The 25031-nt window shown below is 48.3% G+C and carries 17 protein-coding genes; 14 read left to right on the top strand and 3 right to left on the bottom strand.

What is annotated here, in order from left to right:
* Positions 1-6: 6 nt before the first annotated feature.
* From MHI42_RS19505 to MHI42_RS19475, 7 genes are all read left to right on the top strand, one after another.
* Entirely contained in the window at positions 7-891 is an 885-nt protein-coding gene (locus MHI42_RS19505; RefSeq protein ID WP_342420430.1) for a carbohydrate ABC transporter permease, read from the top strand.
* A gap of 76 nt (positions 892-967) precedes the next feature.
* On the top strand, positions 968-2500 hold the full coding sequence (locus MHI42_RS19500) for an extracellular solute-binding protein (protein ID WP_342420429.1): 1533 nt from the start codon (positions 968-970) through the stop codon (positions 2498-2500).
* 32 nt (positions 2501-2532) lie between these two features.
* Positions 2533-3579, top strand: a complete 1047-nt coding sequence (locus tag MHI42_RS19495; RefSeq protein WP_342420428.1) for a glycoside hydrolase family 130 protein — start codon at positions 2533-2535, stop codon at positions 3577-3579.
* Positions 3580-3825: 246 nt separating this feature from the next.
* Positions 3826-8532 carry a polysaccharide lyase family 8 super-sandwich domain-containing protein gene (locus MHI42_RS19490; RefSeq protein WP_342420427.1) on the top strand — a complete coding sequence of 1569 codons (4707 nt, stop codon included), beginning with the start codon at positions 3826-3828 and terminating at the stop codon, positions 8530-8532.
* A 97-nt stretch (positions 8533-8629) separates the two neighbouring features.
* On the top strand, positions 8630-9019 hold the full coding sequence (locus MHI42_RS19485; protein ID WP_052421618.1) for a DUF948 domain-containing protein: 390 nt from the start codon (positions 8630-8632) through the stop codon (positions 9017-9019).
* A gap of 336 nt (positions 9020-9355) precedes the next feature.
* Positions 9356-11566, top strand: coding sequence for a pectate lyase (locus tag MHI42_RS19480; protein WP_342420426.1), 2211 nt, complete (start codon positions 9356-9358; stop codon positions 11564-11566).
* 237 nt (positions 11567-11803) lie between these two features.
* Entirely contained in the window at positions 11804-12778 is a 975-nt protein-coding gene (locus tag MHI42_RS19475; RefSeq protein ID WP_342420425.1) for an Abi family protein, read from the top strand.
* A 331-nt stretch (positions 12779-13109) separates the two neighbouring features.
* Here the strand turns inward: MHI42_RS19475 and MHI42_RS19470 are convergent, their stop codons facing one another.
* Positions 13110-13343 carry a helix-turn-helix transcriptional regulator gene (locus tag MHI42_RS19470; protein ID WP_342420424.1) on the bottom strand — a complete coding sequence of 78 codons (234 nt, stop codon included), beginning with the start codon at positions 13341-13343 and terminating at the stop codon, positions 13110-13112.
* A gap of 153 nt (positions 13344-13496) precedes the next feature.
* Between MHI42_RS19470 and MHI42_RS19465 the strand changes: the two genes are divergently transcribed.
* Together MHI42_RS19465 and MHI42_RS19460 are read left to right on the top strand one after the other, a co-directional pair.
* Entirely contained in the window at positions 13497-13766 is a 270-nt protein-coding gene (locus tag MHI42_RS19465; protein ID WP_342420423.1) for a DUF6809 family protein, read from the top strand.
* Positions 13767-13959: 193 nt separating this feature from the next.
* Positions 13960-16749 (top strand): AAA domain-containing protein, encoded by a 2790-nt coding sequence (locus tag MHI42_RS19460; RefSeq protein ID WP_342420422.1) that lies wholly within the window; start codon positions 13960-13962, stop codon positions 16747-16749.
* A gap of 40 nt (positions 16750-16789) precedes the next feature.
* Here the strand turns inward: MHI42_RS19460 and MHI42_RS19455 are convergent, their stop codons facing one another.
* Positions 16790-17590, bottom strand: coding sequence for a WYL domain-containing protein (locus MHI42_RS19455; RefSeq protein WP_342420421.1), 801 nt, complete (start codon positions 17588-17590; stop codon positions 16790-16792).
* Positions 17577-18890, bottom strand: a complete 1314-nt coding sequence (locus MHI42_RS19450; protein WP_171716357.1) for a WYL domain-containing protein — start codon at positions 18888-18890, stop codon at positions 17577-17579. Before MHI42_RS19450 ends, MHI42_RS19455 begins: the two co-directional genes overlap by 14 nt.
* Positions 18891-19067: 177 nt before the next feature.
* Between MHI42_RS19450 and MHI42_RS19445 the strand changes: the two genes are divergently transcribed.
* The 5 genes from MHI42_RS19445 to MHI42_RS19425 all read left to right on the top strand — a co-directional run bounded on the left by MHI42_RS19445 (position 19068) and on the right by MHI42_RS19425 (position 24965).
* Positions 19068-19862, top strand: coding sequence for a nucleotidyltransferase domain-containing protein (locus MHI42_RS19445; protein WP_342420420.1), 795 nt, complete (start codon positions 19068-19070; stop codon positions 19860-19862).
* Positions 19863-20076: 214 nt separating this feature from the next.
* The gene (locus MHI42_RS19440; RefSeq protein ID WP_342420419.1) at positions 20077-21342 is read left to right on the top strand and encodes a class I SAM-dependent methyltransferase; all 1266 of its coding nucleotides are present in this window, start codon (positions 20077-20079) and stop codon (positions 21340-21342) included.
* A 3-nt stretch (positions 21343-21345) separates the two neighbouring features.
* Positions 21346-23943: a metallophosphoesterase gene (locus MHI42_RS19435; protein ID WP_342420418.1), complete on the top strand. Its 2598-nt coding sequence runs from the start codon at positions 21346-21348 to the stop codon at positions 23941-23943.
* A 296-nt stretch (positions 23944-24239) separates the two neighbouring features.
* Positions 24240-24398 (top strand): hypothetical protein, encoded by a 159-nt coding sequence (locus MHI42_RS19430; protein WP_342420417.1) that lies wholly within the window; start codon positions 24240-24242, stop codon positions 24396-24398.
* 156 nt (positions 24399-24554) lie between these two features.
* Complete coding sequence (locus MHI42_RS19425; RefSeq protein ID WP_340990056.1) at positions 24555-24965, top strand: hypothetical protein; 411 nt, start codon at positions 24555-24557, stop codon at positions 24963-24965.
* The last annotated feature ends 66 nt before the right edge of the window (positions 24966-25031 follow it).

The following is a 25031-nucleotide window of genomic DNA, read 5'->3' as shown; positions in this document are numbered from 1 at the left end:
ATAACTATGAGACAGAAACAGAGCGCTGCGGATCGAACGTTTACAATATTTGCCCATACGTTCATTTTGTTGTTCACCTTATTTTGTGTGTTTCCTTTTCTGCTGATGATTATCGGCTCTATTACGGATGAACAGGAACTGATTGCGCACGGCTATACTTTGATTCCGCAAAAACTATCGCTGAACGCGTATAAGGCGGTTTTGCAATCGGATGTGCTATTCAACGGATATGCGGTCACGATTTTTATCACCGTCGTAGGTGCATTAAGCGCGTTGTGCATTTCCGCAATGCTTGGTTATTCGCTGGCTAACAAACGGAATGTTCTGCAAACACCTTTTCTGTTCTTTTGCTACCTGCCTATGCTTTTTTCCGGGGGTATCATTCCATTTTATATTGTGGTCAGTCAGTGGCTGCATTTGCAGAATACCATTTGGGTACTCATCGTAACGATGTTATGCCAGCCGTTCCTCGTCTTTTTACTCGTGAGCTTCTTCCGCACCATTCCTGAGGAACTGGAGGAAGCCGCAAGAATAGACGGAGCGAATGAAATGAGAATTTTCTATCAAATTATGATCCCGATCTCCAAGCCGATTCTGGCTTCCGTTGGTCTCTTCTATGCTCTGAGTTACTGGAATGACTGGTTTATGGGATTGATGTTCGTGGATAATGAGAAGTTATACCCGCTGCAGTTAATTCTTCGCCGGATGGTATCCAATATGGAAGCCGCCAAAAATCTCATTCCCTCCGGAGCAGCCATTGCAGTGACTCCACCGACCTATGGTGTGCGGATGGCGACAACTGTGCTGACGATCGGCCCGATTGTCCTGCTGTATCCCATGCTTCAGAAGTATTTCGTCAAAGGTCTAACGGTGGGAGCCGTAAAAGGATAAATGGGGATGTCCGGGATTAACCGGACTAACCCAGTTCATTTCAGAATTTTGTTCATAGATATGGGAGGGTAACGGAATGAGATTAAAAAAATGGGTTGGCACGACAACGGCAACGGTATTGGTATCTTCACTGATCCTGGCAGGCTGCGGAGGCAATACGAAGACTGGGGGCAATGAAGGGAGTTCTCCAAAGAATACGGAAAGTGCTGCACCCGCATCTAAGGAAACGGTGACATTGAAAGCTTATTTTCCGGGGGATAAACCGGTGGGCTTTGACGATGTGCTGCAGGCGGTCAACGACAAATTGAAAGCGGATAACGTCGGAGCGGCCTTGAACATCAATTTCTTGCCATGGACCGATTATGGGAATGCTGTATCCGTGAAGATGTCTGCCGGGGAAGATTTCGATATGTATTTGGATGCCCCATGGATATCCATGAATCAGATGATCGAGGGCAATTCTTTAATGGAACTGGATGCCGCGGTGGCCGAACGTCCGGAGCTCAAAGCATCCATTCCCGAGGAAATGTGGGAGTATAACAAATTCGGCGGAAAAATTATGGGGATTCCGCTCGGTACCACCCAGGGCCAGCTATATGGTCTTCTGATCCGTAAAGATTTGCGCGAGAAGTATGGACTTCCCGAGTTGAAAACCTTGGGTGATTTGGAGAAATTCTTGTATATGGTCAAGGAACAAGAGAAGGATGTCAAACCCTTCGTCATTAACGGCATCAAAGCTGATAAACTTCCGTTTATCCTGAGCGAATCCGCTAATCAGGCGCTGGATGAAGTGCTGGAAATCGGTGTCAACATGTTCGCCTATTCCATCAAGGACAAGAAAGTAATCGGCCAATGGACCAGCCCGGTGATTGCCGATGGTTACGATCGCGTCACCCAATACTACAAGGACGGCATCATTTCCAAAAATATCGCACAGGAGCAAAATGCAGAGACACTGTTCAAGCAGGGAAAATATGCGGCCACTTATTATGCGGCGGATGGTGTGGAGGGATTGAAGTATTCAGAAATGCTGCAGGACGGCAGCGACAAGCTTGAGATTTTCATTCCGAACGGGGATAAAGCCAAGCCGTACACCGCTTTCCAGCAATGGAATTTCCTGTGTATCCCGGCGGCCTCCAAGCACGCTGATTTAGCTATGGACGTAGCCAATTGGTTGTCCATTAAGGAAAACCACGATCTGATGGAATACGGCATTCAAGGGAAGGACTGGGAACCGGTCGGCGATTCGAGCTATAAGGTGCTGTCCAGCTATTCATTCCCGGGGTTCGTGCTAACCTGGCGGCCAACGCTGAACCGCACGCCGGACACGATGATGAAGGATGACAAGAAGTGGTTCGACTTCTCTACCAACCCGGCCAATTTCACACTTAGTCCAACGGCGGGCTTCAACTTTAACGCTGAAAAGGTGAAGACGGAATATGCCAAAATCACCCCGCTTCACGATTCGACCTTCCTGCCGTTTAGCCAGGGCCTGGTGCCTGCTGCTGAAGGCAAGGAGATGATGAACAAAAAAATGGCGAGCCTCGGCGGACAAAAAGTAATCGAGGAAATTCAGGCGCAAATCGATGCGGTCACTGCCGGTAAATAAAAGCACTTAAAATACTGAAAGAGGTACTTCATATGAACATACAACGCAGTGCGCAAAATCCTGTTATACGGGCCCGGGATGTCGCCCCCTCCCGTCCCGACTTTCGGGTGCTGGGTGCGTTTAATGCAGGTGTTGCGCAGTTAAAGGATGAAACGATTCTTTTACTGCGTATTGCAGAAGCGCCGCTATCGGACCGGGCGGACGAAGTGCTCGTCCCCAGGTTGAATGAAGAGGGTACGGAGGTACTTGTAGAACGTTACGACAAGAGCGATCCGGGCTATGATTTCTCCGACTCACGCTTCGTTGCAAAGGATGGACGAACGGTTATGCTTACCTCCTTATCTCATCTGCGGGTGGCGCGAAGCAAGGATGGCATTCATTTCGATGTGGAGCCGCATCCGGCCTTATTTCCGGAAAATGCCCTGGAAGCGTGGGGAATTGAAGATCCGCGTGTGACCCAAATCGGGGATATCTATTATATTACTTACAGCTCTGCTTCTGCCCGCGGCGTTGGCGCCGGCCTGGCAGAGACCCGGGATTTCCGGACATTCAAACGCCGCGGACTTATGCTGGCTCCCGAGAATAAGGATGTCATGATCTTCCCGGATAAAATTAACGGCAAATATTACGCTTTGCACCGTCCGGTGCCCAAGTCGTTCGGCTCTCCCGAGATGTGGATCGCCGAATCGCCCGATCTCGACCATTGGGGGAATCACCGCTTCCTGATGGGGCTAAGCGAACAAGGCTGGGATTCGGCTCGTATGGGCGGCGGGGCGGTTCCGATTCGAACCGAACGCGGCTGGCTTGCGCTGTACCACGGAGCGGACAGCAAGCACCGCTATTGTATGGGCGCGGTGCTGCTTGATCTGGAGAACCCGGCTAAGGTCATCGCGAGATCCCGTGTACCGATTTTGGAGCCGGAAGCTGCCTATGAGGTGAATGGATTCTTCGGTAAGGTCGTGTTTTCGTGCGGAGCCCTGCTGCTGGATCAGACGGTCCGCATATATTACGGTGCCGCAGACGAAGTGATGGCAGTGGCGGACATACCGCTGGAGGATATATTTAATACGCTAGTGTAGAAGGCTGAAGGCAGTGCAAGCTGCCTTCTTCAATCCATAAAAAGGAAAGCGCTATCATAAACGATTGAATTTAGATAGACAAAGGAGCGCATGTACATGACTGACAAAAGACAAAGGTTTGTAAAGAGATGGACATGTCTTGGTATTGTTTGTTTGTTGATATCATCCATAGGGTTATATTCGCCCGTATCGGCGAGCACGCCCGGGGCGACCAACGTTTCTCCAGAGATCGCTGAAATAAAATTGATGAAAAACCGGACGGCGGAATTTTATGTCTCCAAAGATATCATCAACGATGGAACGAACGGCCGGGTCGAATGGACCTATAAATCTCAGGCCGGTACGTACTTATCCAATCAAAACGCCAATGGAAGCTGGGGGGATGTAGATTATGCGAGTACAGCCTCCAGTGCCAATGGGAGGGCCTGGTCGCCTTATCTCGCCTTAGACCGGCTGCAGTCAATGGCTCAGGCGTTTGCTGATCCGAAGGGTCCATACTATCATAATGAAACCCTGTTAGGAGGCATTCAAAAGGGGCTGGACTATTGGTTTACGGTAAAGCCCACTTCCACCAACTGGTGGGAGACCGGAATCGGCAAGCAATTAAGGCTGGGGAAAATCGCGCTTTTATGTGAAGGCTATTTAACAGAAGCGCAAGCTTCCAATATAATCGGCACGTTGGACAGCAGCCCGCATACTGTCGATGGAGCCAACTCATCCTGGTACAATCAGAATTATATGATCCGCGGCTTATTGCTGGAGGATGCCCAGATCGTCCGGAACGCTGTGGAAGCGTTTAATGTGCTATCCAATGTGACGGCGACTGTGACGGGAATCCAGTCAGACATGTCATTCTTCATGCATGGCAAAACGAATTATACGACGGGCTATGGAAGAAGCTTTGCCAGAGATATGTCATTCTGGGCATATGTAACCTCGGACACCTCATTCTCGTACAGCAAGGCGGCGATTGATTCGTTATCATCCTACCTGCTGGACGGCACCAGGTACCTCGTGAGAGGCGATGTTGCCGATCTGGGTATGGGGATGAATGGACCGGAGTGGCCGGATTATGCTAGCGCGGCTTTGAGCTTCTATGAAGATCCGCTGCAGTGGATGCAGGCGGCCAATCCGAAGCGCGCAGCCGAGTTTGCGGGTTTTCTTGAGAACATCCGCAGTATTGGTACGAGCACGAGCAACGGACTGGATGCTAGCAATATGACGCAATGGCAGACGCTAGTCTCTTCGCATATGCGGGATGATTATGGAATTACGGTCAAGATGTCTTCCAGCACGGTCAAAGGCGGCGAGTGGAGAACCATTAATCCTAGCGGATATAACCTGCTCTACTGGACGCCGCAAGGAGCTACTGCCATTCAGAGAACCGGGGATGAATACAGGACGGTTTATCCGCTGATGGACTGGGCTCATGTTCCAGGTACGACGGCACCGTATGTACTCACGAAGGATACGAATTTCAACAATCCCAAAACATTTGTAGGCGGCGTGACCAACGAGCGTTATGGAGCCACGGCGTTTGATTTCAACAAGCTGAGTACAAGCGGCAAAAAAGGCTACTTTTTTTTCGATGATGAAGTGGTGGCGCTAGGCACAGGTATCGCTTCAACTAACGCTGCACCGGTCCATACAACATTGAACCAAAGTCTGGCGGTAGGGGATGTGCTCGTAGACGGAAAAGTAATAGCCGACGGAACGGTGCAGGCTAACGGGCGCTGGGCATATAACGATAAGACCGGCTATGTTTTCCCGAATCCTACCGGCTTTCAAGTCAAGCGGGAGACGAAGACGGGAAATTGGGGCGACGTTATCACGGGAAGCTCAACGGAGCCGATCACCAAGCCGGTTTTTTCAATATGGCTCGATCATGGCGTGAAACCGACTAACGCTTCCTATGAATATATCGTATTGCCTAATAAAACCCCTGAAGAGGTCAGCAGCTACGCAAGTGTGAGCCCGAGCCCGGTCAGTATTCTTGCGAATACACCGTCGGTTCAGGCAGTCCGGCACAATTCCCTTGGCATTGCGGAATTGCTGTTCTATCAACCCGGGACGGTGACGCTAAGAGACGGCTTGACGGTCACCGTGGATAATCCGTCCACGGTAATCATTGACGAATCCGCTTCACCTGTACGCATCTCGGTCGCTAATCCCGAAACGCCGGGGATTACAGTGAACGTAACGCTGAACCGTAACGGAGAAAAAACCACGACTACCTTCAGACTCGGCAAGGATACGTTTACCGGCCGGAGCATGACGCTAAACGAGGGAACCTCTCTCGACGACAGAGGGTTCGATCTCGCTTACAGTAAAGGGGCGACCGCTTCCTCCAGCCAAGGCAAGCAATTTGCCTCGAATGCAACCGATCTATACAGAAGTTCCTATTGGAGTTCAAGTGCTTCGGACAACGAGTGGATTTATGTCGATCTGCAAGATCAATATATGATCCATAAAGTTAGGCTAAATTGGGAAAAGGCGTATGGAAAAAGCTATAAAATTCAAGTGTCGGAGGATGCTGTCACCTGGAAGGACGTTTATACAACTTCTATGGGGGATGGCGGAATCGACGAACTTTCCTTTGGTAAGGTCAATGCCAGGTTCGTCCGGATGCTTGGCGTTCAGCAGGGCACCGGGGACGGCTATTCGCTTGCTGAATTTAATGTGTTTGAGGCGGTGGCACCCAATCTCGCCGAAGGCATGAAGGTAACGGCAAGCTCGGCCAGAGCCGCCGACGTGTCTCCCGGTAATGCGGTTGACGGGTCATTGACGACCCGCTGGGGATCTAACTATGCTGATCCGCAGTGGATTTACGCCGATCTTGGCTCCAGCCAACCCATCGCGAAGGTCATGCTGCATTGGGAAAGTGCGTATGGGAAGGAGTACCAAATCCAGGTTTCTGACAACACGGCGGACTGGACGACAGTATACAGTACCGCCACCGGAGACGGAGAAACTGATGAGATCTCCTTCGAACCGGTGAATGCAAGATACGTCCGGATGTATGGTACGAAAAGAGCGACCACGTACGGCTACTCGCTCTGGGAATTTAAAGTGTATGGTCCAGAGAACGTACAAAAGGTTCCGGCCCGGGTTGAACTAGAAGCAACGCCATCTTCCGTGGCGGCTGGAGGCAAAGTGTCCGTTACAGGTGTAGTCTACGATGGCGCCGATCTTCCGGTCCCCGGCGTGGAGGTCGAAATCGCGTCTGCATCGGGCAGCATCGAAACGGCTAAAGCAGTAACGGACGTTAACGGCCGGTTCAACACGGTCTATACCGCGCCTTCCGCAGCCGGAGAAGTGACGATCGCGGTTGTCCTGCCTGCAAGTCCGACCGTGACGGATACGGTTACCGTATCCGTGAACCAGGACGTACAAGTGCCCGCCCGAATCGAACTTCAGGCAGCGCCGTCTTCCGTGACATCCGGAGGCATCGTATCCGTTACGGGAGCCGTCTACGACAGTGATGATCTTCCGGTATCCGGCGTAGAGGTCGAGATCGCGGCTGCATCGGGCAGTGTCAATGACGCCAGTGTGGTAACGGATGCGAACGGCCGGTTCAGCACAGTCTTTACAGCGTCGTCTGCTGCCGGAGAAGTGACGATTACAGCAGCCTTGACCGCGAATCCGTCTGTGAGCGGGACGACTACCGTTTACGTAGAAGGGGTCGTACAAGTGCCCTCCCGGATCGAACTCCAGGAGGCACCGTCTTCCGTGATGGTTGGAGGCAAGGTGTCCGTTACGGGAGTCGTCTACGACGGCGGGGATCTTCCGGTATCGGGCGTAGAGGTCGAAATTGCGGCTTCGTCAGGGAGCATTGAGAGTGCCAAAGCAGTAACAGACGCGAACGGCCGGTTCAGCATGGTCTTTACGGCGCCTTCCGCAGCCGGAGAAGTGACGATTACAGCCGTCTTGACTGCGAGTCCGGCCGTGACGGATAAGATTACCGTCTCCGTAATTAAGGCTGCACAAGTACCCGTTCTAATCGAACTCCAGGCGACGCCGTCTGCCGTGACGGTGGGAGACGATGTATCCGTTGCGGGAATCGTCTACGACAGTGACAATCTTCCGGTCTCCGGCGTGGAGGCCGAAGTCGCGGCTTCGTCGGGCAGCTTCCAAAGCTCAAAGACAGTCACGGATGCGAACGGCCGGTTCAGCATGGTCTTTACGGCGCCTTCCGCAGCCGGAGAAGTGACGATTACAGCCGTCTTGACCGCAAATCCGTCCGTTACGGGGAAAATAAACGTTTCCATAAACGAGCGTTCAAACGGCGGAAGCGGAGGCCATTCGGGAGGAGAAGCTCCCGTGAGTCCGCCGGTAATTCCCAATAATCCGAGCGTTAATCCAAGCGATGATCCAAACGGCGGTTCGGACACGCCGGACGTTCCGGTACCCGGTCATGTCTTCGCGGATGTTGGCGGTCATTGGGCCGAAGCCAGTATCCTGGAAGCAGAGAAGAGGGGAATGATCACAGGTTATCCGGACGGCTCGTTCCGGCCCGATCGCACGGTAACGCGCGCTGAATTCGCGGTGATGCTGGCGAATTCGCTGAAGCTTCAGAACGAAGAAGCAATCCTGTCCTTCAAGGACACTGACCGGATCGGGCAATGGGCCAAGGCAGCTGTTGCACGGGCTGTAGGCTTGGGGCTTATCCAGGGAGATAACAATAGTAACTTCCGTCCCGATGCGCCTATGACGAGATCGGAAATGGCCGTAATGCTGGTGAGAGCATTAGACCTTGTACCCAAAGCTCATTCCGCTGGATTCGCGGATGACCGCGACATCCCGGTCTGGGCGGTTGGAGCGGCAGCCGAGATGAAGAATCTGGGGATTATGCAGGGTAAGGGTAATAACTGCTTCTTCCCGAAAGATGCCGCGACGAGGGCGGAAACGGTCACGGTTCTGCTCAGAACGCTTGCAGCGAAGGATAAGGAATAGGAAGTAGAACAAATTTGGCCGGGAAAACCTGCTTGAGGGCAATTGAAGGAATGAACCCAAAAAGTTGGACATACAGTGGAACTACAGGAGGTGTTGCATGGTTATCCAACTTAGTATTGCTTTGGCTGCAGTTGCTTTTATCTGTCTGGTTGGTTTCTTGATTCTTACGCTGCGCAAAGGAATGACTACACTCTCAGAGACCAATAAGACGCTGGTTGACGTAAGAAATGCGATTCATGGCTTAACAGGAGAGGCTACACAACTCATTCATACGGCTAATCAGGTTACCAGGGATGTGAAAGGTAAAATCAAAACGATAGATCCGATTTTTGAATCTGCGCACAATGTGGGTGAAGTGATTCAGACCGTGACAGAGACATTCAAAAAAAACGCTTCGGAAATAGGGCAAAATTTAAATCAAGAACCCGAAAAACCTCCAGTCAAGCAACAAAGCATCCCCATTCGCGTCAATACAAAATTTCAATAAATTTCAGAAAAAGACACCTTAAGGGGTGTCTTTTTTGTTTATGCGAATCTGGCTCTAACGGCCCCTTGTAAGCTCAACAAAGCTTATGCCGGGTATCATCTCACTGCGAAATAATCATTAACTCATAATACCGCAGAATTACTGCCAATATGAGCAAATGATTGTTTAAGCACCCTTTTCACATTTGATATGCTCGGGTTGTCCGAGAGGGTTCATCTCATCCTGCTTCAACGGTTCGGATTAGCCGGTACAAGAGGAGGTGCAAGAGGAGCATCACAGATTATTGCAAGCGGTTACAGAAGGATCTGCAACAAATTATAATTAGGAGGCAATGAAATGAAAAGGACAGTTGCAAAGGTAACCAGTATAGTTTTGTTATTTTCTCTTGCACTATCTCTGATCGCCGGCGGATGGGGAACTACGGTAGCACACGCTGCGGGTCTTACGATAACAGGCAGTGGAGGCGGAAATGAAGCTGCTTATGTGGAGTGGTCACCAGTAAGCAATGCATCGGGATATAATGTATATGTTAAAGCAGCAAGCGCAGCGGACTCCCAGTATCAGCAGATTAATAACGAGTTGATCCGCAAGTATTCTTCCTATTGGAGAGCTGATGCCGTAGGGCTTGCAGCCGGAAGTTATGTGATGAAGGTTGAGGCCGTATCATCAGGCGCAGTGACGGCAAATGCTGTCTCAGGAACGCTGGCGGTAGCGCCGTATGACCGGTCCGGATTTGCTTTTTCAGCCAATTCGCAATTTGGTACAGGCTCAGGTGCTTATAATGATAATGGGACGCTCAAAAGCGGGGCACAGGTGCTGTATATCACCTCCCAGAATGCGCAAACCGTAACGCTCGGTGTGAAAACCAGCAGCTCGGGTACAGTACAAACCGGGGTTGGTCTGGGCGGAATTCTGACACTGAGACAAAAAGGCTATGATACAACACCGCTGGCCATCCGGATTATCGGAAAAGTTACAGCGGCTGACCTAAGCGGACAGCTCAACAGCAGCGGTTATCTTGAAGTCAAAGGTAAAAACAATTATACGGAAATGAATATTACCATCGAGGGTATCGGGAAAGATGCGTATGCCTACGGCTGGGGAATGCTGCTTAGATATACCGGGAATGTCGAAGTCAGAAATCTGGGCGTGATGTTATTCCCTGACGACGGTATCTCCATGGATACAGGCAATGCGAATGTATGGGTGCATAATAACGATATTTTCTACGGATCAGCAGGAGGTGACGCGGACCAGGCTAAGGGGGACGGTTCTACGGACCTCAAGAAGGGCTCAACGTATATCACCATCTCGTACAACCACTATTTTGATTCCGGAAAAGCCGCTCTGGTCGGACTTAGTGAATCTGCTGAGTTCTTTGTTACCTTCCACCATAACTGGTTCGATCATTCGGATTCCCGTCATCCGCGGATTAGAGTGGCTTCTGTTCATGTCTATAATAACTTCTATGATGGAGTCTCCAAATATGGTGTCGGCGTTACAACCGGAGCTTCGGCTTTTGTAGAATCGAATGTGTTCAGAAATACTAAAGATCCAATGCTTAGTTCCTTGCAAGGTACCGATGCTATAGGGGAAGAAGGAACATTCTCCGGCGAAAACGGGGGTGTAATTAAAGCCTACAACAACAGTATTACTGGTGCGGCAAGTCTGATCTATGCCAACTCCAGTACCGGAACGGCTCCGGCAAATGCTACCTCGTTTGATGCCTACTTAGCTTCTTCGAGAAATGAGACCGTCCCAAGCTCATACAAAGCTCTAGTGGGTGGGACGGCGTATAACAACTTCGATACGAGCGTTGATACGGGAGTTAGTGCCTCAGATATTGATAGTGTGAGCACTGTGGAACAGGTCGTTACGGCAGAAGCCGGACGTCAGGGCGGTGGAGACTTCACATGGGCCTTTAATGACGCTGTGGATGACGCATCGTATGCGCTGAATGCCGCACTGATGTCCGCAATCAGAGGTTACACGTCTGGGCTTGTATCGGTAGGAGGCAATTCCAGTCCGGTTGGGCCTACTCCGACTCCAACAGCAACACCAGCGCCAACAGCAACACCAGCGCCAACAGCAACGCCTGCACCAACAGCAACACCTGCGCCAACGGCAACTCCGGTGCCGACAGCGACTCCAGTACCGACTGCAACGCCTGTACCAACAGCAACTCCGGTGCCGACTGCAACGCCAACGCCCACTACTGGGGCAATTGTTCATAACTTCACTACATCCGGAACAACGAGCAGCTTCTTCTCTATTTCCGGGAATCTCTCCACGAGTAAAGGAACTGTAGTATATGGCGGTCTGACCTTAACCCAATGTCTGAAAATCGAGAGCGCAACCAGCATTGGATTCACAGCAGCCAAAGCCTCGACTTTAACATTAGTGTTCAACTCCGAAGGAACCAAAGTTAAAGTAGATGGAACCAGCTATACTATCACGAATGGTATTGCTACGGTCTCTGTTGCAGCGGGTGCGCATACGATTACGAAGGATAGTACTGCGAATTTGTATTATATGAAGGTGGAGTAGAGAAATTAAAAAAGCGACATTATGTCGCTTTTTTTTGATTTTTCCTGTAAGTTCAGCTATTCAGTATTTACTAAACTATAGCTCACCTGTAGGGCCAATGTTATAATAGGACTGCAATTTCTAGTAGTGGCGTGTATTGCGAAGAATAGAATATACTTGTGTACATAACAATAGAAAAGGAATATTATTGTTAATAGGTTTAACCCTAAATGATAGTTAAAAAGGTGTGTGGTTGTATTGGTTAAGGGGAAAACTACCAATGGATTAATGCGTCATTTAAGGGAAATACATGGGATATCCATTTCGGGAAGTAAAAACAAAAAAGATTTATTAAATATGGGTTACTACCATGGTTATAAAGGATATAGATTCATCGGGAATTCTCAGAACAGGATACCATACACGAAGTTTGAAGAAGTAGTTTCGGTTCATCAATTTGATGCTAATTTAAAGTCTATACTGTACCCTAATATAATGTTAATTGAAACTGCTATAAAAAATTATACATTAGACACCTTAATTGGTATTGGACCTGCTGATTTTGATTATGCATTCTCCTATTTATTGAATGATTACAAGAAACATAGTGTAGGAAATAGAGACTACAGAGACAAGATGAAGAAACGACTTGATCTTAGAAACAAAATTAACGAAGCTATAAGTTATAATTACTCAGATAATAAGGCTGTAATACAACATTTCTTCCACAATAATAAACAAGTTCCATTATGGGCTATTTTTGAAGTAATTAGTTTGGGTGTATTCGGCTTTTTTATACAGTGTTTAAATGAAGATACGCGAATTGCTATTGCAAAGGACTTGAAATTGCACAGTACAGCTCATAACCAGAATGGAAGATTACTTGAGGATATGGTTTTTTTAATAAAGGACTTAAGAAATGCAGTTGCCCATAATGCTGTGGTTTTTGATTGCAGATTTAAGAAGGCAAGTCCACCCGCAAGGCTAAAAGAGTACTTACAAAGTGAAACCGGAGTTTCTGATATTAACTTTGATAATATTGTTGATTATTTTACGATTACGATTTTTTTGTTAAAGAAACTTGGAATTCCAAGAATTGATTTAAGAAGGATTGTGAAGAAATTATCCATTGAGTCTGAACGTTTAAGGAATTCAATTCCGATTCCTGTCCACACCTCAATTATGGGATCTGATTTCAGACGCAAAATTGAACAGATGTTACGGTACATATAAGGACTTTACGTATGAACAAACATATGGTAACATATACTATAACTAATAGCGGTGTGAAGCTTCGGCTCACACTTAAGGGGACTAGATGCGTCTAGTCCTCTTTTAATTTTAAAGATACGCTTGAGCATCCACTGTCCCCCTCCTCAAGCTCACTTTTTAGTTTAATTTCTCCCCATATCGCCAACCGTCATCTCTGCCGGTTCACAGCATACGCTGTTTCAACAGCTCGCCTTATGTGGTCATTTACATGCAGGTCCAGGATTAACTTCAGCATCGTCTTTAGCCCAGGAGCGTTCTTAAGCATCAAAAAGAAACCTAGGGTCTCTTTGGTCTAGCTATCATTCCTTTCCTTAGTATCAACCAAATCAATAATCTCCCGTATATCCTCGATATTTAAAGCTTCTGCAATTTTAACAATATGACTGAAGCTTATGTTTTCCCTCTTTCCATTTGCTAATTCACTCAATGCTGCATGCCGGACATCAGATATTCTGGACAACTCACGTAATGAAATCTTATGCTTTTTGGTCAAATCAGCTATTTTTACTACAATTCTCTTCCCCATTGTATTCCCCCCCACTTATTCTGAGCGTTCATCTTGACTATACGCATAAGCGTACCGTATAATAACTCCATAGATGGTACGCTTATGCGTACTGATTGCGAATTAATTATCTCCTTCTGAGTAAGAACCGTAACATTTTAAAAGGAGGCTCACATGCCAAATATTCTCGAATCTCTATATCATGGAAATTTATTTCCTAACGAGGATAGTATCTCTAAGAACTCCAATTACCGCCCGCTCAACAGGCAAATTACCGAGTCTCTAGACACTTGGAGGCAGAAGCTATCCGCAGGCGAGTTTGAGGAGCTGGAGTCTTTACTGGATCTGTATTCGCAAGTGCAGGGGATGGAGATGACAGCTGCATTTGTGTGCGGGTTCAAGGCCGGGGCGGCTATGATGATCGAAGTTATGGTCGATGCTTAGCATTACCTAATTCTCTGTTCTTATTTAGAAACTACCTGAGATTATTTTCTACATAAGTTTTTCATATAGACACCATTCAAGGTGTCTTTTGTTTTTAATTCGGCAATTTTTAATCGCATTAAAGGGATATCCTTACAATCCAACGAATTTCCTACATATCAATCTCAAATACGCAAATACAGAAGGAAGAGCCATGGACGAAGAAGAGTATTTTATAGTAATTAAAAGTAAAGACCGTACTTCAGAAATCGCTTCATATGAACAACTGGGTGCAAATATACAGGTGACTTATCTTAGCACCCCTAATCCCTATAATTACTATGCAAGTGATGTAATTATCTTGAGTAATCCTACTATTAGAGTAATCACCAAAGAACAGGTGGTATTACACCGGGAGAATCCTCTAAATAATGTGATGAGAGTACTGGATTTTGGGCCTCGAGTCCGTGTTTGTTTTAAAGATGGAACCAGACGGGGATATGAAGCAGAGCATGTCCGAATCGAGAACAGTGGTGTAAAGACCTCCGATGCATTGAAGGTCATGGAGTATTGGCGTGCTATTTCTGTACATATCAAGAGCGGAGAAGAACAGTCGGAGATGGAAGATTTTCTAAAAAAGCAGTTCGGTAAGCTTAGCTTTGTGCGTCCGGAGAGTGTATTGAGCCATTATGTTAGTGGTTCCCCGGTGAATATAGATACCTCTGTTGAATTACAGCCGATTTTCCCGTTCCGGTATAACCTGAGCCAGAAGGTAGCGTTAGATCAAGCCTTGCGCAGCAAGATTAGTATCATTGAAGGGCCGCCGGGTACAGGCAAAACTCAGACCATTCTCAATATATTGGCTAACCTGACTGTTATGCAGCAGAAGAAAGTGGCCGTGGTCTCAGGCAACAATGCGGCGGTGCAAAATGTGCGGGACAAGCTGGAGGCGGAGGGCTATCCTTTTTTGGTTGCGGCACTTGGGAATAAAAAGAATAAGGACAGCTTTTTTGCTAACCTGCCTGTTGCCGTGGTAAATGGTTGGGAGAGCGAGCTGCCTGAAGAGGAACTGCTGTCCAAGATACAGGAGCTGGATGGCCATATTACCCGGTTAATGAAGCTCGATGTGGAGAAGGCTCGTTTGAAGCAACAGTTATCCGCGTATGTACTGGAGCAAAAGCATTTTGAAAATTACTTTTCCAAGCAGGATATTGAACCTTTAGAGAAGCTCTCGTTCTATCGTGAGACACCAGAGCGGATGCTTGAGTTCATGAAGGATAGCCACCTTGCAGTGAGGAAAGGTAAAGAAGCGGGCCTTCTGTACAAGTTTAAGCTGTTTGTTAAACATGGGTTCACCGAGTATAAATACTTGAGAGAACAGGGTGTAGACGTAATTCTGAATGTTCAGCGGAAGTTCTATATTTTACGTATTGAAGAGTTGTCGGACCGTATTGAACAGATTGAACAAGAGCTTGAATCTGCATCATATCTGCCCTTACTGAAAGAGCATCAGCAGTGTTCGGCGCAGCTTTTTCGTCATAAATTACATGAGAAATACTGTAATCTTCCTCGGGAGAATTGTACTGCAGATGATTACCGGCAAAGCAAAAACTTTAAGTCATTCATCAATTATTATCCTATTGTATTGAGCACGACTCATTCTTTGCGCAACTGTATTCCGGAGAACGATCTGTTCGACTATGTCATTATTGATGAATCCTCCCAAGTGGATCTGGTGACAGGCGCGCTTGCTCTGTCCTGCTGCAAGCATGCGATCATTGTTGGTGATACGAAGCAGCTGCCGCAAATTGTGACTATGGAGATTGAGCAGGTGGTTGGAAATGCGGCATCCGCTTGCATAGACGAGGCTTATAATTATTTTCAACATAATCTGTTGTCGTCCATGCTTGCTCTATACGGTGATAATATTCCTAAGGTGATGCTTAAAGAGCACTACCGCTGCCATCCCCAAATCATTCAGTTCTGCAATCAGAAGTATTATAACGGTGATCTCGTCACTTTCACGTCTGAAGAAGAGGCGGATATGCCTCTGCTAATTTATAGGACTGCACCAGGCAATCACTTGCGGGAAGTTACTCGAGGAGAGAAAAGGGGCAAGTTCAATCAGCGGGAGCTGGACGTTATTGAAGGGGAGATTCTTGCGGGTTTGGAGGAAGTGGCGGCAGGACAATCGGAGATTGGCTTCGTGACACCTTACCGGAAGCAGGTGGAGAAAGCAGCGGGGCAGTTCACCGAGGATATTGAGAGCGATACTATACATAAATATCAAGGCCGCGAGAAACCCATTATGATTATGTCTACAGTGCTGGACCAGACCCGTTCGGGCAAAGTAGGCATGAAATTTGTAAACAACCCCTGCATGATTAATGTCGCGGTCTCCCGTGCACAAAATAAGTTCATTCTGGTAACAGATCACGCCTTGTTTCGAAAATACGGCAACGAAATTGGCGATCTCACAAGGTATATGGAATATAGCACCCTTGATGAGAATGTGGTGGAGAGCGAAATTGTTTCTATATTTGATTTATTGTACAAGGAATATTCGGCTAAGCTTCATGTATTCAGAGAACGAGCGAAGGGTTTTAATACATCCCGGTTCAAATCAGAAAATTTAATGGAAGCATTGCTTATAGAGCTTTTGCAGGAACCGGCTTATAGCGGATTTACGCTTGGGAATCAGATTCTTCTAAAGAATTTGATTAAGAATGTAGACAAATTGGAAGACCAGGAACGGCAGTATATCAAGAATAGGGCTTCTGTCGATTTTGTTATTTATCATAAACTGGATATGACCGCGGCACTGGCCATTGAGGTAGACGGATTTGAGTTCCATGAAAATAAACCGGAGCAATTAGAGCGGGATAAGATGAAAGATGATATTTTTAAAAAGTATGGTTTGAAGCTAAAAAGATTCGCAACGAATGAAAGCTCGGAGGAACGGAAGATCCGGGAGCTGCTGGATGATATTATGCAATCGAGCTGAAAGCGCTGCTCGCCGGAATCTTCAATATTACCTTTTAGCGTTATTGCTCCCCATACCGCTCAATCGCCATATCAGCCGTTTTCAGCATACGCCGCTTAAGCTGTTCGCCCTGAGTAATTTTCACACGTAACCCAAGGAACCGGATTCGGGATAACAGGAACTCGCTGTCGTCTCTCATGTAGTTGACATGGATCTGGTAGATGCCGGAGGCTTCATCAAAAGACACGGACTTATCGAAACAGGAGAAGGCAGACAGGATACGTGACAGCTCCGCATTAAAGACAGGCATCACTTGAATGCAGGCAGATTCCTTCAGGCCGTCTAATAAGCGCGCTATCCGTGCCTTCAGGTCGTCAATCCGTTTGGCAGGGATGGGGAATACTTCGACCGACACAATGTTGCGCAGTTTGGTGGACATGAGCGAACGCTGCCGGGTGCTGTACCATTGCAGATACCACTCCCGCTTATACATGTTGTATTCCAGCTTGTGCGGGAATCCGGCCTGGTCCGTTCGTTCGCCTCCATGCTTAATCTGATATGCAATCAGGATGCCTTGATTCTGCATAATCATGCGGCGGAGCGTGCGGAGCAGCGGATGATAGACCTGGCGCTCTTTACTGCGGGCCTTCTCCATAATAATCTCCTGCACTTCTATGGACGCTTCAGCCTCCAATAAGGAGCCCAGTTTCATTAAAGTCTCCGGTGTAAAAGCCGCCTCTGAAGCCGGGTGCCTTAACATCGTCTTCAGCCAGGAACGTTCCTGGGAGGTCAGCGCGAGGGAACCTGCTTCATCAAGGCGTGAGATGATCTGGAAATTGAATATTTTCTCAAATGGATTCATAGTAGCTCCGGAGCTCCTTCCATTCTGCAATAAATTGCTTACGAAGCCAGCGGGGTTCTAAGATCTCACAGCTCGAACCGAAGCTCCGTAACCAGGGCTTGATTTCATAAATCTCGTTCACTTCAATCTCGTACAGGAACGTTGAATCGGACTCCTCTGTAATCACGCCCCATTGTCCCTGCGCCTCAACCCGCTCCCGGATGAAATTAGCGCCAGACCGGCTGGGGTTATAGAATCTGACAGCTACCTTAACCGCACGGTTGGTGTCTGTAACCCAGCTGTTCTTCAGCTGCGCTTCCAGAGCTTTAAGCTTCTCCGCATATTCTTCTTCTTCCACGGGTTCGCCCTCTTCAATCTGCGTAAGGCCCTCCATCCGGAATTTCTTGATCCCCATCCGCGCATGATGCCCGATTAAATACCACCGCCCATACTGATGGTCGTAGACAACGCGTAGCGGAAGGATACTATCTGTAATACCCGCAGACTCCCGCTCAAAGAGTGGGTTCGTGTTCTGGGAGGTGTAGTTCATTCCTTTTTTCGGGGACAGATAGAGAAACCGGATTCTCCGGCGCTGCTGAATAGCACCGAATATAGTGTAGAGATGAGCCTCATCAAGAATACGTGAATGGTAATTGTATTTATATCTATGGGTTTCTGTAGCTTCGGGGTTAAAGCCCCGCTTCCGCAGAACCTTCTTCAGGGTGTCGCGCAGCAGGTAGCCCTGTACAGACGGAATCTGTGTATTGGCGATGACATCCACGTAGTCATAGAGGTCCAAAAGCTGGTCATCTGTTAGCTGGTCAATCAGGTCGTTGGCAGCCTTGTACCGGTAAGGACGCCGCTCATTGACACGGAGAATGACGCCGACTTCCTCCAGATATTTCAGATCGCCCCGGATGGTCTTCTCATCGGGCAGCGGCGAATCGGCGGGCATTTGCTCACTGCACAGATCCTGCAGATCCTTGGCAGTCCGCTCCTGGGTCTGGAGTGCTGTTAAGAGTAGAGTAAGCCGGATGCTCTCCGTTTCCTTAAGCGACTTGGCCCGGAACAGGAACAGCAGCAGCGGGTCGGCAGACTCATAATAGTTGTAGCGGAGCCACTCGGAGAGCTCGGTTCCTTGCTCAGCAGGCAGATCCTGCTGCAGGACAGTAACCATTTCCTTCAGGTTGCGCAGCGTTTTGTCATAGGTATGTACGGAAATGCCGAGCCGGTCGGCGAATTGTTGTCTGCTGTAGGCTCCCCCGGCTAAAGACAGCATGCGAAGAAACTGAATTTCTTTATCGAAACTTTCCTTGGCCATTTGTATTCCTCCAGCCTGTAGCGCATCCATTAGAAGTGATAGTACTTATTTATATTAAGCACCAGAGTTGAATAAAATGGAAGGTTTTTTGCCTGCCGCCATACTTCCGCCCTGTTCGTGAATGGGAAAATGAGGGAAGATAGGTTCATGAAGCCGAGTTGAACTGGAGTGATAACAATGACCCCTATAAATAAGCTTATTCTGGAGCAACTGGAACAGATTGAAGAGGAAGAGCAGGTTACCATCCTCTATGCCTGTGAATCAGGCAGCCGGGCGTGGGGCTTCCCCTCCCAGGACAGTGATTACGATGTGCGGTTCATATACCTGCATAAGCCGGAATGGTATTTATCTATCTACGATAAACGGGATGTCATAGAGCGTCCGGTTAACAATATGCTGGATATCAATGGATGGGATTTACGTAAGGCGCTTAATTTATTCCGCAAGTCCAATCCGCCGCTGCTGGAGTGGCTGCAATCGCCGATTCAGTATGCAGAGAAATTCAGTGTAGCCGGACAGCTTAGAGGGATATCGCCGTATACCTTTTCACCGAAATCGTGTATGTACCATTACTTGAACATGGCTAAAGGCAATTACCGCGATTACCTGCAGGGTGAGCAGGTCAAGATCAAGAAGTACTTTTATGTGCTGCGCCCGGTTCTGGCCTGTGAATGGATTAACCGCTATGAAGAGATGCCGCCGATGGAGTTCGATGTGCTGGTAGAGCGGCTGATCCCGCAGGATGGAGAGCTGTGGCAGGTAGTGCAGCAATTGCTGGCACGGAAGAAGTCCGGTGAGGAACTGGATGTTGAGCCGCGGTTAAGCGCGATTAATGATTATTTGGAAGAGCAGCTTCAAGTGCTGGAGAAGGTCGCAGCGGCGGCCTTGAGTATCAAAGAGGATAACCGGGACCAGCAGCTGGATGCCCTTTTCCGGGAGGCGCTGCAGGAAGTATGGCGCTTAAATTTATAACCAAAAGTGAAAAGGATCGAAGGGGAATTTTGGAACTGTAGGAGCGTTAGCGATCGCCTTTATGGTTGGATTTCTACCGTAATTAGCGGTCTAAATAAGGAAATCCAACCATAACAGCGGCCGGAAGTCCAAATATTCACCGTAGTGACGACTAAGCTTTAAGTTAGGTTTTTAGTTTAGCTTATATAGAACGACTGACAGGAGGAAGATCGTAGTGGCTATTGTACAACTGAAATCAACAAACCCGCAGTTCACCTTTTTGATCAAAAAAAATCCGCAGAGCGGCATGCAGCTTCGCCCGGTCCGCAAAGGAATAGCCTACGGCTGGTATTCGGATGATGCTACCTATAACGTTTTTTTCAAGGATGCAGATAATGAACTCTCCTATAAGCAGAATGACAGTGACAGCTTTGAGTATCTCAATGTCTCCCGGTATAACACCCCGCTGTTTCCGCTGAATGCGGTTAATGAGTTCTTCTCCACGCCTGTTAAGGCGCAGGATGAGCGGGACATTGATGGCTATGAGCATACCTTTTTCATCAATATGGTTCAGGTGGAGCGGCTGCATTATATTGAATTTTTCAACAAGCATCTGAAGGATTATACCTTCTCCTTGCAGCATCAGGCGCATAAGAGCTATTCACTGACCATTACCACGCATAAAAGCCTGTATCACCTCCTGCATGTGACTCAGGTGCTGTCCCTGTTCTTATCCATATTTGGTGATGAGTATATCGATATTTCAGACCGTATTCTGGATAAATATATCCGCAGCCTGAATGTGATTGATGCTCCTTTTTATATCCGCAGTCTGTTTGCACGGAGCTTTCTTACTACCCGGGAACTGTTCAAGCGCTACAAGTCCTCCATTGAACAAACGGAGCAGGCTTCCATCGGGCTGGAGTATGGCGGTACGGCGATGCAGCGGCGGACATTTATCTCAAGTGTGCTTCCATTCAATAAGCCAATTCTGGATATTGGTTGCGGGGAGGGCTTCTATGCCATTCCATTTGCCGGGAAGATCGAGAGTACCTATTACGCCGTGGATATCAATGCAGAGCTGCTGGAGATTGTGAACCGGAAGGCAAAAGCCAAGCAAATCGATAACATCGCCACCTTCGGCTCGCTGGATCATTTTCTGGAGTCGTATAACGGGGAGCAGGTCGATGTGATTCTGACCGAAGTGGTAGAGCATATGAGCCTGGATGAAGCGGCTGCGCTGATCCGGCAAATTATTGGAAGTGTTGATTTCGAACAGCTGATTGTAACGACACCGAATGCCGACTTCAACCGCTATTATGAGCTGGACGGACTCCGGCATGAGGATCATAAGTGGGAAATGGGTATTGATGCGTTCCGCGAGTGGTTCACAGATACGATTCAAGGCCTGTCCGTTGAGGCGGAGTACGGGATGGTCGGTGACCGGGTAGATGAGATCCGGACAACGCAAAGCGCGATTGTGCGCAGAAAGGAGGAATAGACAGTGGACATTCAAACACGTGTACACACGATATTCATGCTGGTGGGGGCAACGGAATGCGGAAAAACGACATTTGCCAAGGAAGTCCTGATCCCGCAGCTGAAGCTTGCAAATAACTCCAAAGGGCTGCGCACGAATGTGCAGTACCTGTCCTCGGATAGCATCCGGCAGGACATCTTAGGCTACGACTACGACAAATATGATCAGGTGATGCTGGAGGCGAGCTCGCATACGTTTCAATTGCTGTTTGAGCGGCTGAAGCTGGTGACCTCCTGGCCGATTAATGCGGAGTTTGTGATTATGGATACGATAGGACTGGCTGAAGATTACCGCAGTAAAGTCCGCGCCATTGCCCAGGAGAATAATTACAATCTCGAGGTTATTCTGTTCGATTACCGCAAGCGGGAGGATTATTATGCCTCGGAGCGCTCGAAGAAGCTGATTTCGGGCCATCTGAACCGGCTGAGAAAAGAAGTGCTGCCCGTATTGTCCCGAGAAGGCTACAACAAGATCCATAAGGTGCGCGCCAAAGATTTCCTCCTGGAAGGGGAGGCTGAAGGTCAAGGGCTGCCAAACCCGGATTACCGGGTGAATATTGAGGATTGGGAGACTTACGCAGCCTCGGTACTTCCGCAGGATCAAGAGTATATTGTGGTCGGCGATGTCCATGAGTGTGTTCAAGAGCTTCAGGGGCTGCTGCGCAGCTATGGATATAAGCTAGAAGAAGGTAAGTTAAGCGCTACAGATAAGCTGAGTAACACAAAGGTCATTCTTGCAGGTGACTGGATAGATAAAGGCAAGCAGACCCGGGAGACGATAGAATTCCTGTATGAGAACCATGGACATTTCCTGCTGGTGACGGGCAATCACGAGAACTTTGTCTATAAATACCTGCGGGGTGAGATTCAAGGGACCGATCCGGAGCTGCTAAGAACGTATTTCGATTCGACCCAGGTTTTAAAAGAGGACGCTGAGCTCTTCCGTAAATTCTCGGTACTGGTGGAGGATTCCAAGCCCTTTTACCGCTATATCGGCATGCAGGGTCCTTCCTTCTATGTTACGCACGCGCCTTGCCGCAATAAGTACATCGGGAAGCTGGATACGAATTCGCTGCGCCATCAGCGTAACTTCCGGCTGGACCGTGAGGCTGCGTATGAGCAGCAGCTTGACTTCCTGAAGCAGGAGGCGGTGAGTAATCACCCGTTCCATCTCTTTGGTCATATTGCCGCCAAGCAGACGTTCCGCATTAAGAACAAGCTCCACCTCGACACAGGAGCCGTACAGGGAAATGGGCTGACGTCTGTCCGCATGTCGTTCAAGCCTTTCTACAAAATCCATAAATCCCATCAGATTGTGCTGCAGGAAGAGCTGCCAACGTTGTTCCATGAAGAGCAGCCTGTATCGCTGCAAGAGCTGGATTACGAAGCTGTGCGCAGACTGCAATATTCCTCGCGGAACCGGGTGAACTTTATCTCCGGGACGATGTCGCCTGCCGATAAGGATGTGGCTGCCGGTGAGCTGGAGTCGCTGCGCAAGGGTCTGAATTATTTCGCTGACCGGCGCGCTTTTGAAGTTGTCCTGCAGCCCAAGTACATGGGATCACGCTGTAGTGTGTACCTTTACCGGGATATAGAGCAGTGTTATGCGGTCAGCCGTAACGGCTATAAGGTCAAGGCGGTTGACTTGGCTCCAATCTACGAAGGTCTGCTGCAGAAATTTGGACCGTATATGGCTGAGCAAGGCATTCGTGTGCTTCTGCTGGACGGGGAGCTGCTGCCGTGGAAGGCGCTTGGCGACGGGCTGATTGAACGCCAGTTCAAGCCGATCGGGAAGGCGCTGGAGACAGAGCTGGAATTCTTAAGACAACACGGGTTCGAAGAGTCGCTGGGTAAGCTAATTCAGGATTTTGAATTAAGCGGGTTTGAGCAGGATCAGCATCATCTGACCAAAGAGGCGCTTAACAGCAGCTATGGAGCTCATGTGTACCAGACGTATAAGCATATCCGTGACATACGAGATTCCTACGTGGACCTGGACCAGCGGGATGAAGCTTACCGGATATATCAGCAGCAACTGGAGCTGTACGCGGGTGACGCGGAGCTGGAGTATAAACCTTTTGCCATCCTGAAGGAAGTGCTGGAAAGTGGAGATGAACGGATACCTGACGGCATGACTTCGGAACAATACCGTTTCCTAAATGACGACGAAATTCTGGTGCTCGACTTGAATGAGCCGGATGCCTACATCAAGGCAGAGGCGTATTTTGCAAAAGTAACGGTGGAAAAGGGTATGGAGGGTATTGTGATTAAGCCTGAGCAGGAGCAGCAAGGGGTAGTCCCTTACCTGAAGGTCCGTAATCCTGGCTACCTGTCGATCATCTACGGGTATGACTACAAGTTCCCGCATAAATATGCCAAGCTAATGAAGCAGAAGAATATCACTCCCAAGCTGCGCACGTCCTTAGCCGAGCATCGTCTGGGCAGACAACTGCTGGAAGTGAAGCTGGATGACATTTCGGCTGAGAACGAGGTCTACAAGCAGATTGCGGCCAACCTGTTGTTTGAGGTAACGAAGGAGAAGGAGATGGACCCGCGGTTGTAGCGGGAGGTGAGACAGACTGCCGGGAAGATCCCGGCGGTCTTATTTGTGTCTGGGGAGCAGGGGGAATATCTCTCCTGAAACAAACCGACGAATATATGCAAGAAAACGTAGAATGGTGGTCATTGCTCCTTTTTGATACTAATATGAAATCTGAGAGGAGGCAGCGCAGCTTGGATATTATTTTTGAAGCGGAATCAGGTATGGGGTAAGGAATTGCGAAAATAGTCACCCACCCGGCTGAACAGGGGCAATGGGGAAATATCGAAGCAGCCATTCAGGCGGCGGAGAGACGGATCTTGGTAATCAACGCCAAGAACGACCGGAATGTTACGATTGTGACCAGCACCATTGCAGTTATAGAGCCGGAAGGCCGGATGTGCAGTGTACGTGTTATTACCGGAGAAATGTTTCTGCTGAATACACGGTTGAAATTCGCATTGGAAGTGCTGGATTAACCCCGGTTCATGAAAATCAATAATCAGACCATCATCAACACCAGTTACATTAAAGAATTCTCAGCACAGATAATGCCCGGATAAAAGTGAATTTGACAGATGGTTCATATTATTATGTCAGCCGTTACTATATGAATAATTTCAGGAGGAGTTATCATGGCTAATCAATTGAAACAGTCGTTTTTTCAGGTGTTCACCTTAACTTCGTTATGGATCACACTGCTGCTTACGGTCTTCTTCCGGGAGCAATCGCTGGATATGCTGTATCTCTGGCGGCTTGCGGGTATCGCTGTTATTGCTGCGGGGATCTTCGGAGTCATGTACAATGTGCTGTGGAATCATTTCACGCTACGGCCGCTGTGGAACATTCTTATTTCTTCGACCCTCAGTATAGCAGGCGGAATGGGGATGGTGTGGCTGTTCTCTGTAGATATGTTCAACCATATCAGACCATGGCTGCCTGCAATGCTGCTGTTATCCGTTGTCCTGCATACAATTGCGTTCTACTTCTATGCCAGATTGAACAGTAAGAAACAAGCTGCGGAGTTGAATAAGATATTGAAGTAGACCGGAGTCTGCGGGGGCCACAGAGGAAATGTCTGCTATACCGCAAAAAGAAAGAGAGCGTCCGTA

The sequence above is a fragment of the Paenibacillus sp. FSL E2-0178 genome, assembly GCF_038593005.1.
GTDB lineage: Bacteria > Bacillota > Bacilli > Paenibacillales > Paenibacillaceae > Paenibacillus_AQ > Paenibacillus_AQ phytohabitans.
The sequence above is the reverse complement of the archived record's forward strand: the minus strand, read 5'-3'. Positions and strand labels throughout refer to the sequence as shown.

Bases quoted from the DNA above. Each gene is read 5' to 3' on its own strand.
- MHI42_RS19505 (WP_342420430.1), top strand. From the start codon at position 7: ATGAGACAGAAACAGAGCGCTGCGGATCGAACGTTTACAATATTTGCC.
- MHI42_RS19500 (WP_342420429.1), top strand. From the start codon at position 968: ATGAGATTAAAAAAATGGGTTGGCACGACAACGGCAACGGTATTGGTA.
- MHI42_RS19495 (WP_342420428.1), top strand. From the start codon at position 2,533: ATGAACATACAACGCAGTGCGCAAAATCCTGTTATACGGGCCCGGGAT.
- MHI42_RS19490 (WP_342420427.1), top strand. From the start codon at position 3,826: ATGAAAAACCGGACGGCGGAATTTTATGTCTCCAAAGATATCATCAAC.
- MHI42_RS19485 (WP_052421618.1), top strand. From the start codon at position 8,630: ATGGTTATCCAACTTAGTATTGCTTTGGCTGCAGTTGCTTTTATCTGT.
- MHI42_RS19480 (WP_342420426.1), top strand. From the start codon at position 9,356: ATGAAAAGGACAGTTGCAAAGGTAACCAGTATAGTTTTGTTATTTTCT.
- MHI42_RS19470 (WP_342420424.1), bottom strand. From the start codon at position 13,343: ATGGGGAAGAGAATTGTAGTAAAAATAGCTGATTTGACCAAAAAGCAT.
- MHI42_RS19465 (WP_342420423.1), top strand. From the start codon at position 13,497: ATGCCAAATATTCTCGAATCTCTATATCATGGAAATTTATTTCCTAAC.
- MHI42_RS19460 (WP_342420422.1), top strand. From the start codon at position 13,960: ATGGACGAAGAAGAGTATTTTATAGTAATTAAAAGTAAAGACCGTACT.
- MHI42_RS19455 (WP_342420421.1), bottom strand. From the start codon at position 17,590: ATGAATCCATTTGAGAAAATATTCAATTTCCAGATCATCTCACGCCTT.
- MHI42_RS19450 (WP_171716357.1), bottom strand. From the start codon at position 18,890: ATGGCCAAGGAAAGTTTCGATAAAGAAATTCAGTTTCTTCGCATGCTG.
- MHI42_RS19445 (WP_342420420.1), top strand. From the start codon at position 19,068: ATGACCCCTATAAATAAGCTTATTCTGGAGCAACTGGAACAGATTGAA.
- MHI42_RS19425 (WP_340990056.1), top strand. From the start codon at position 24,555: ATGGCTAATCAATTGAAACAGTCGTTTTTTCAGGTGTTCACCTTAACT.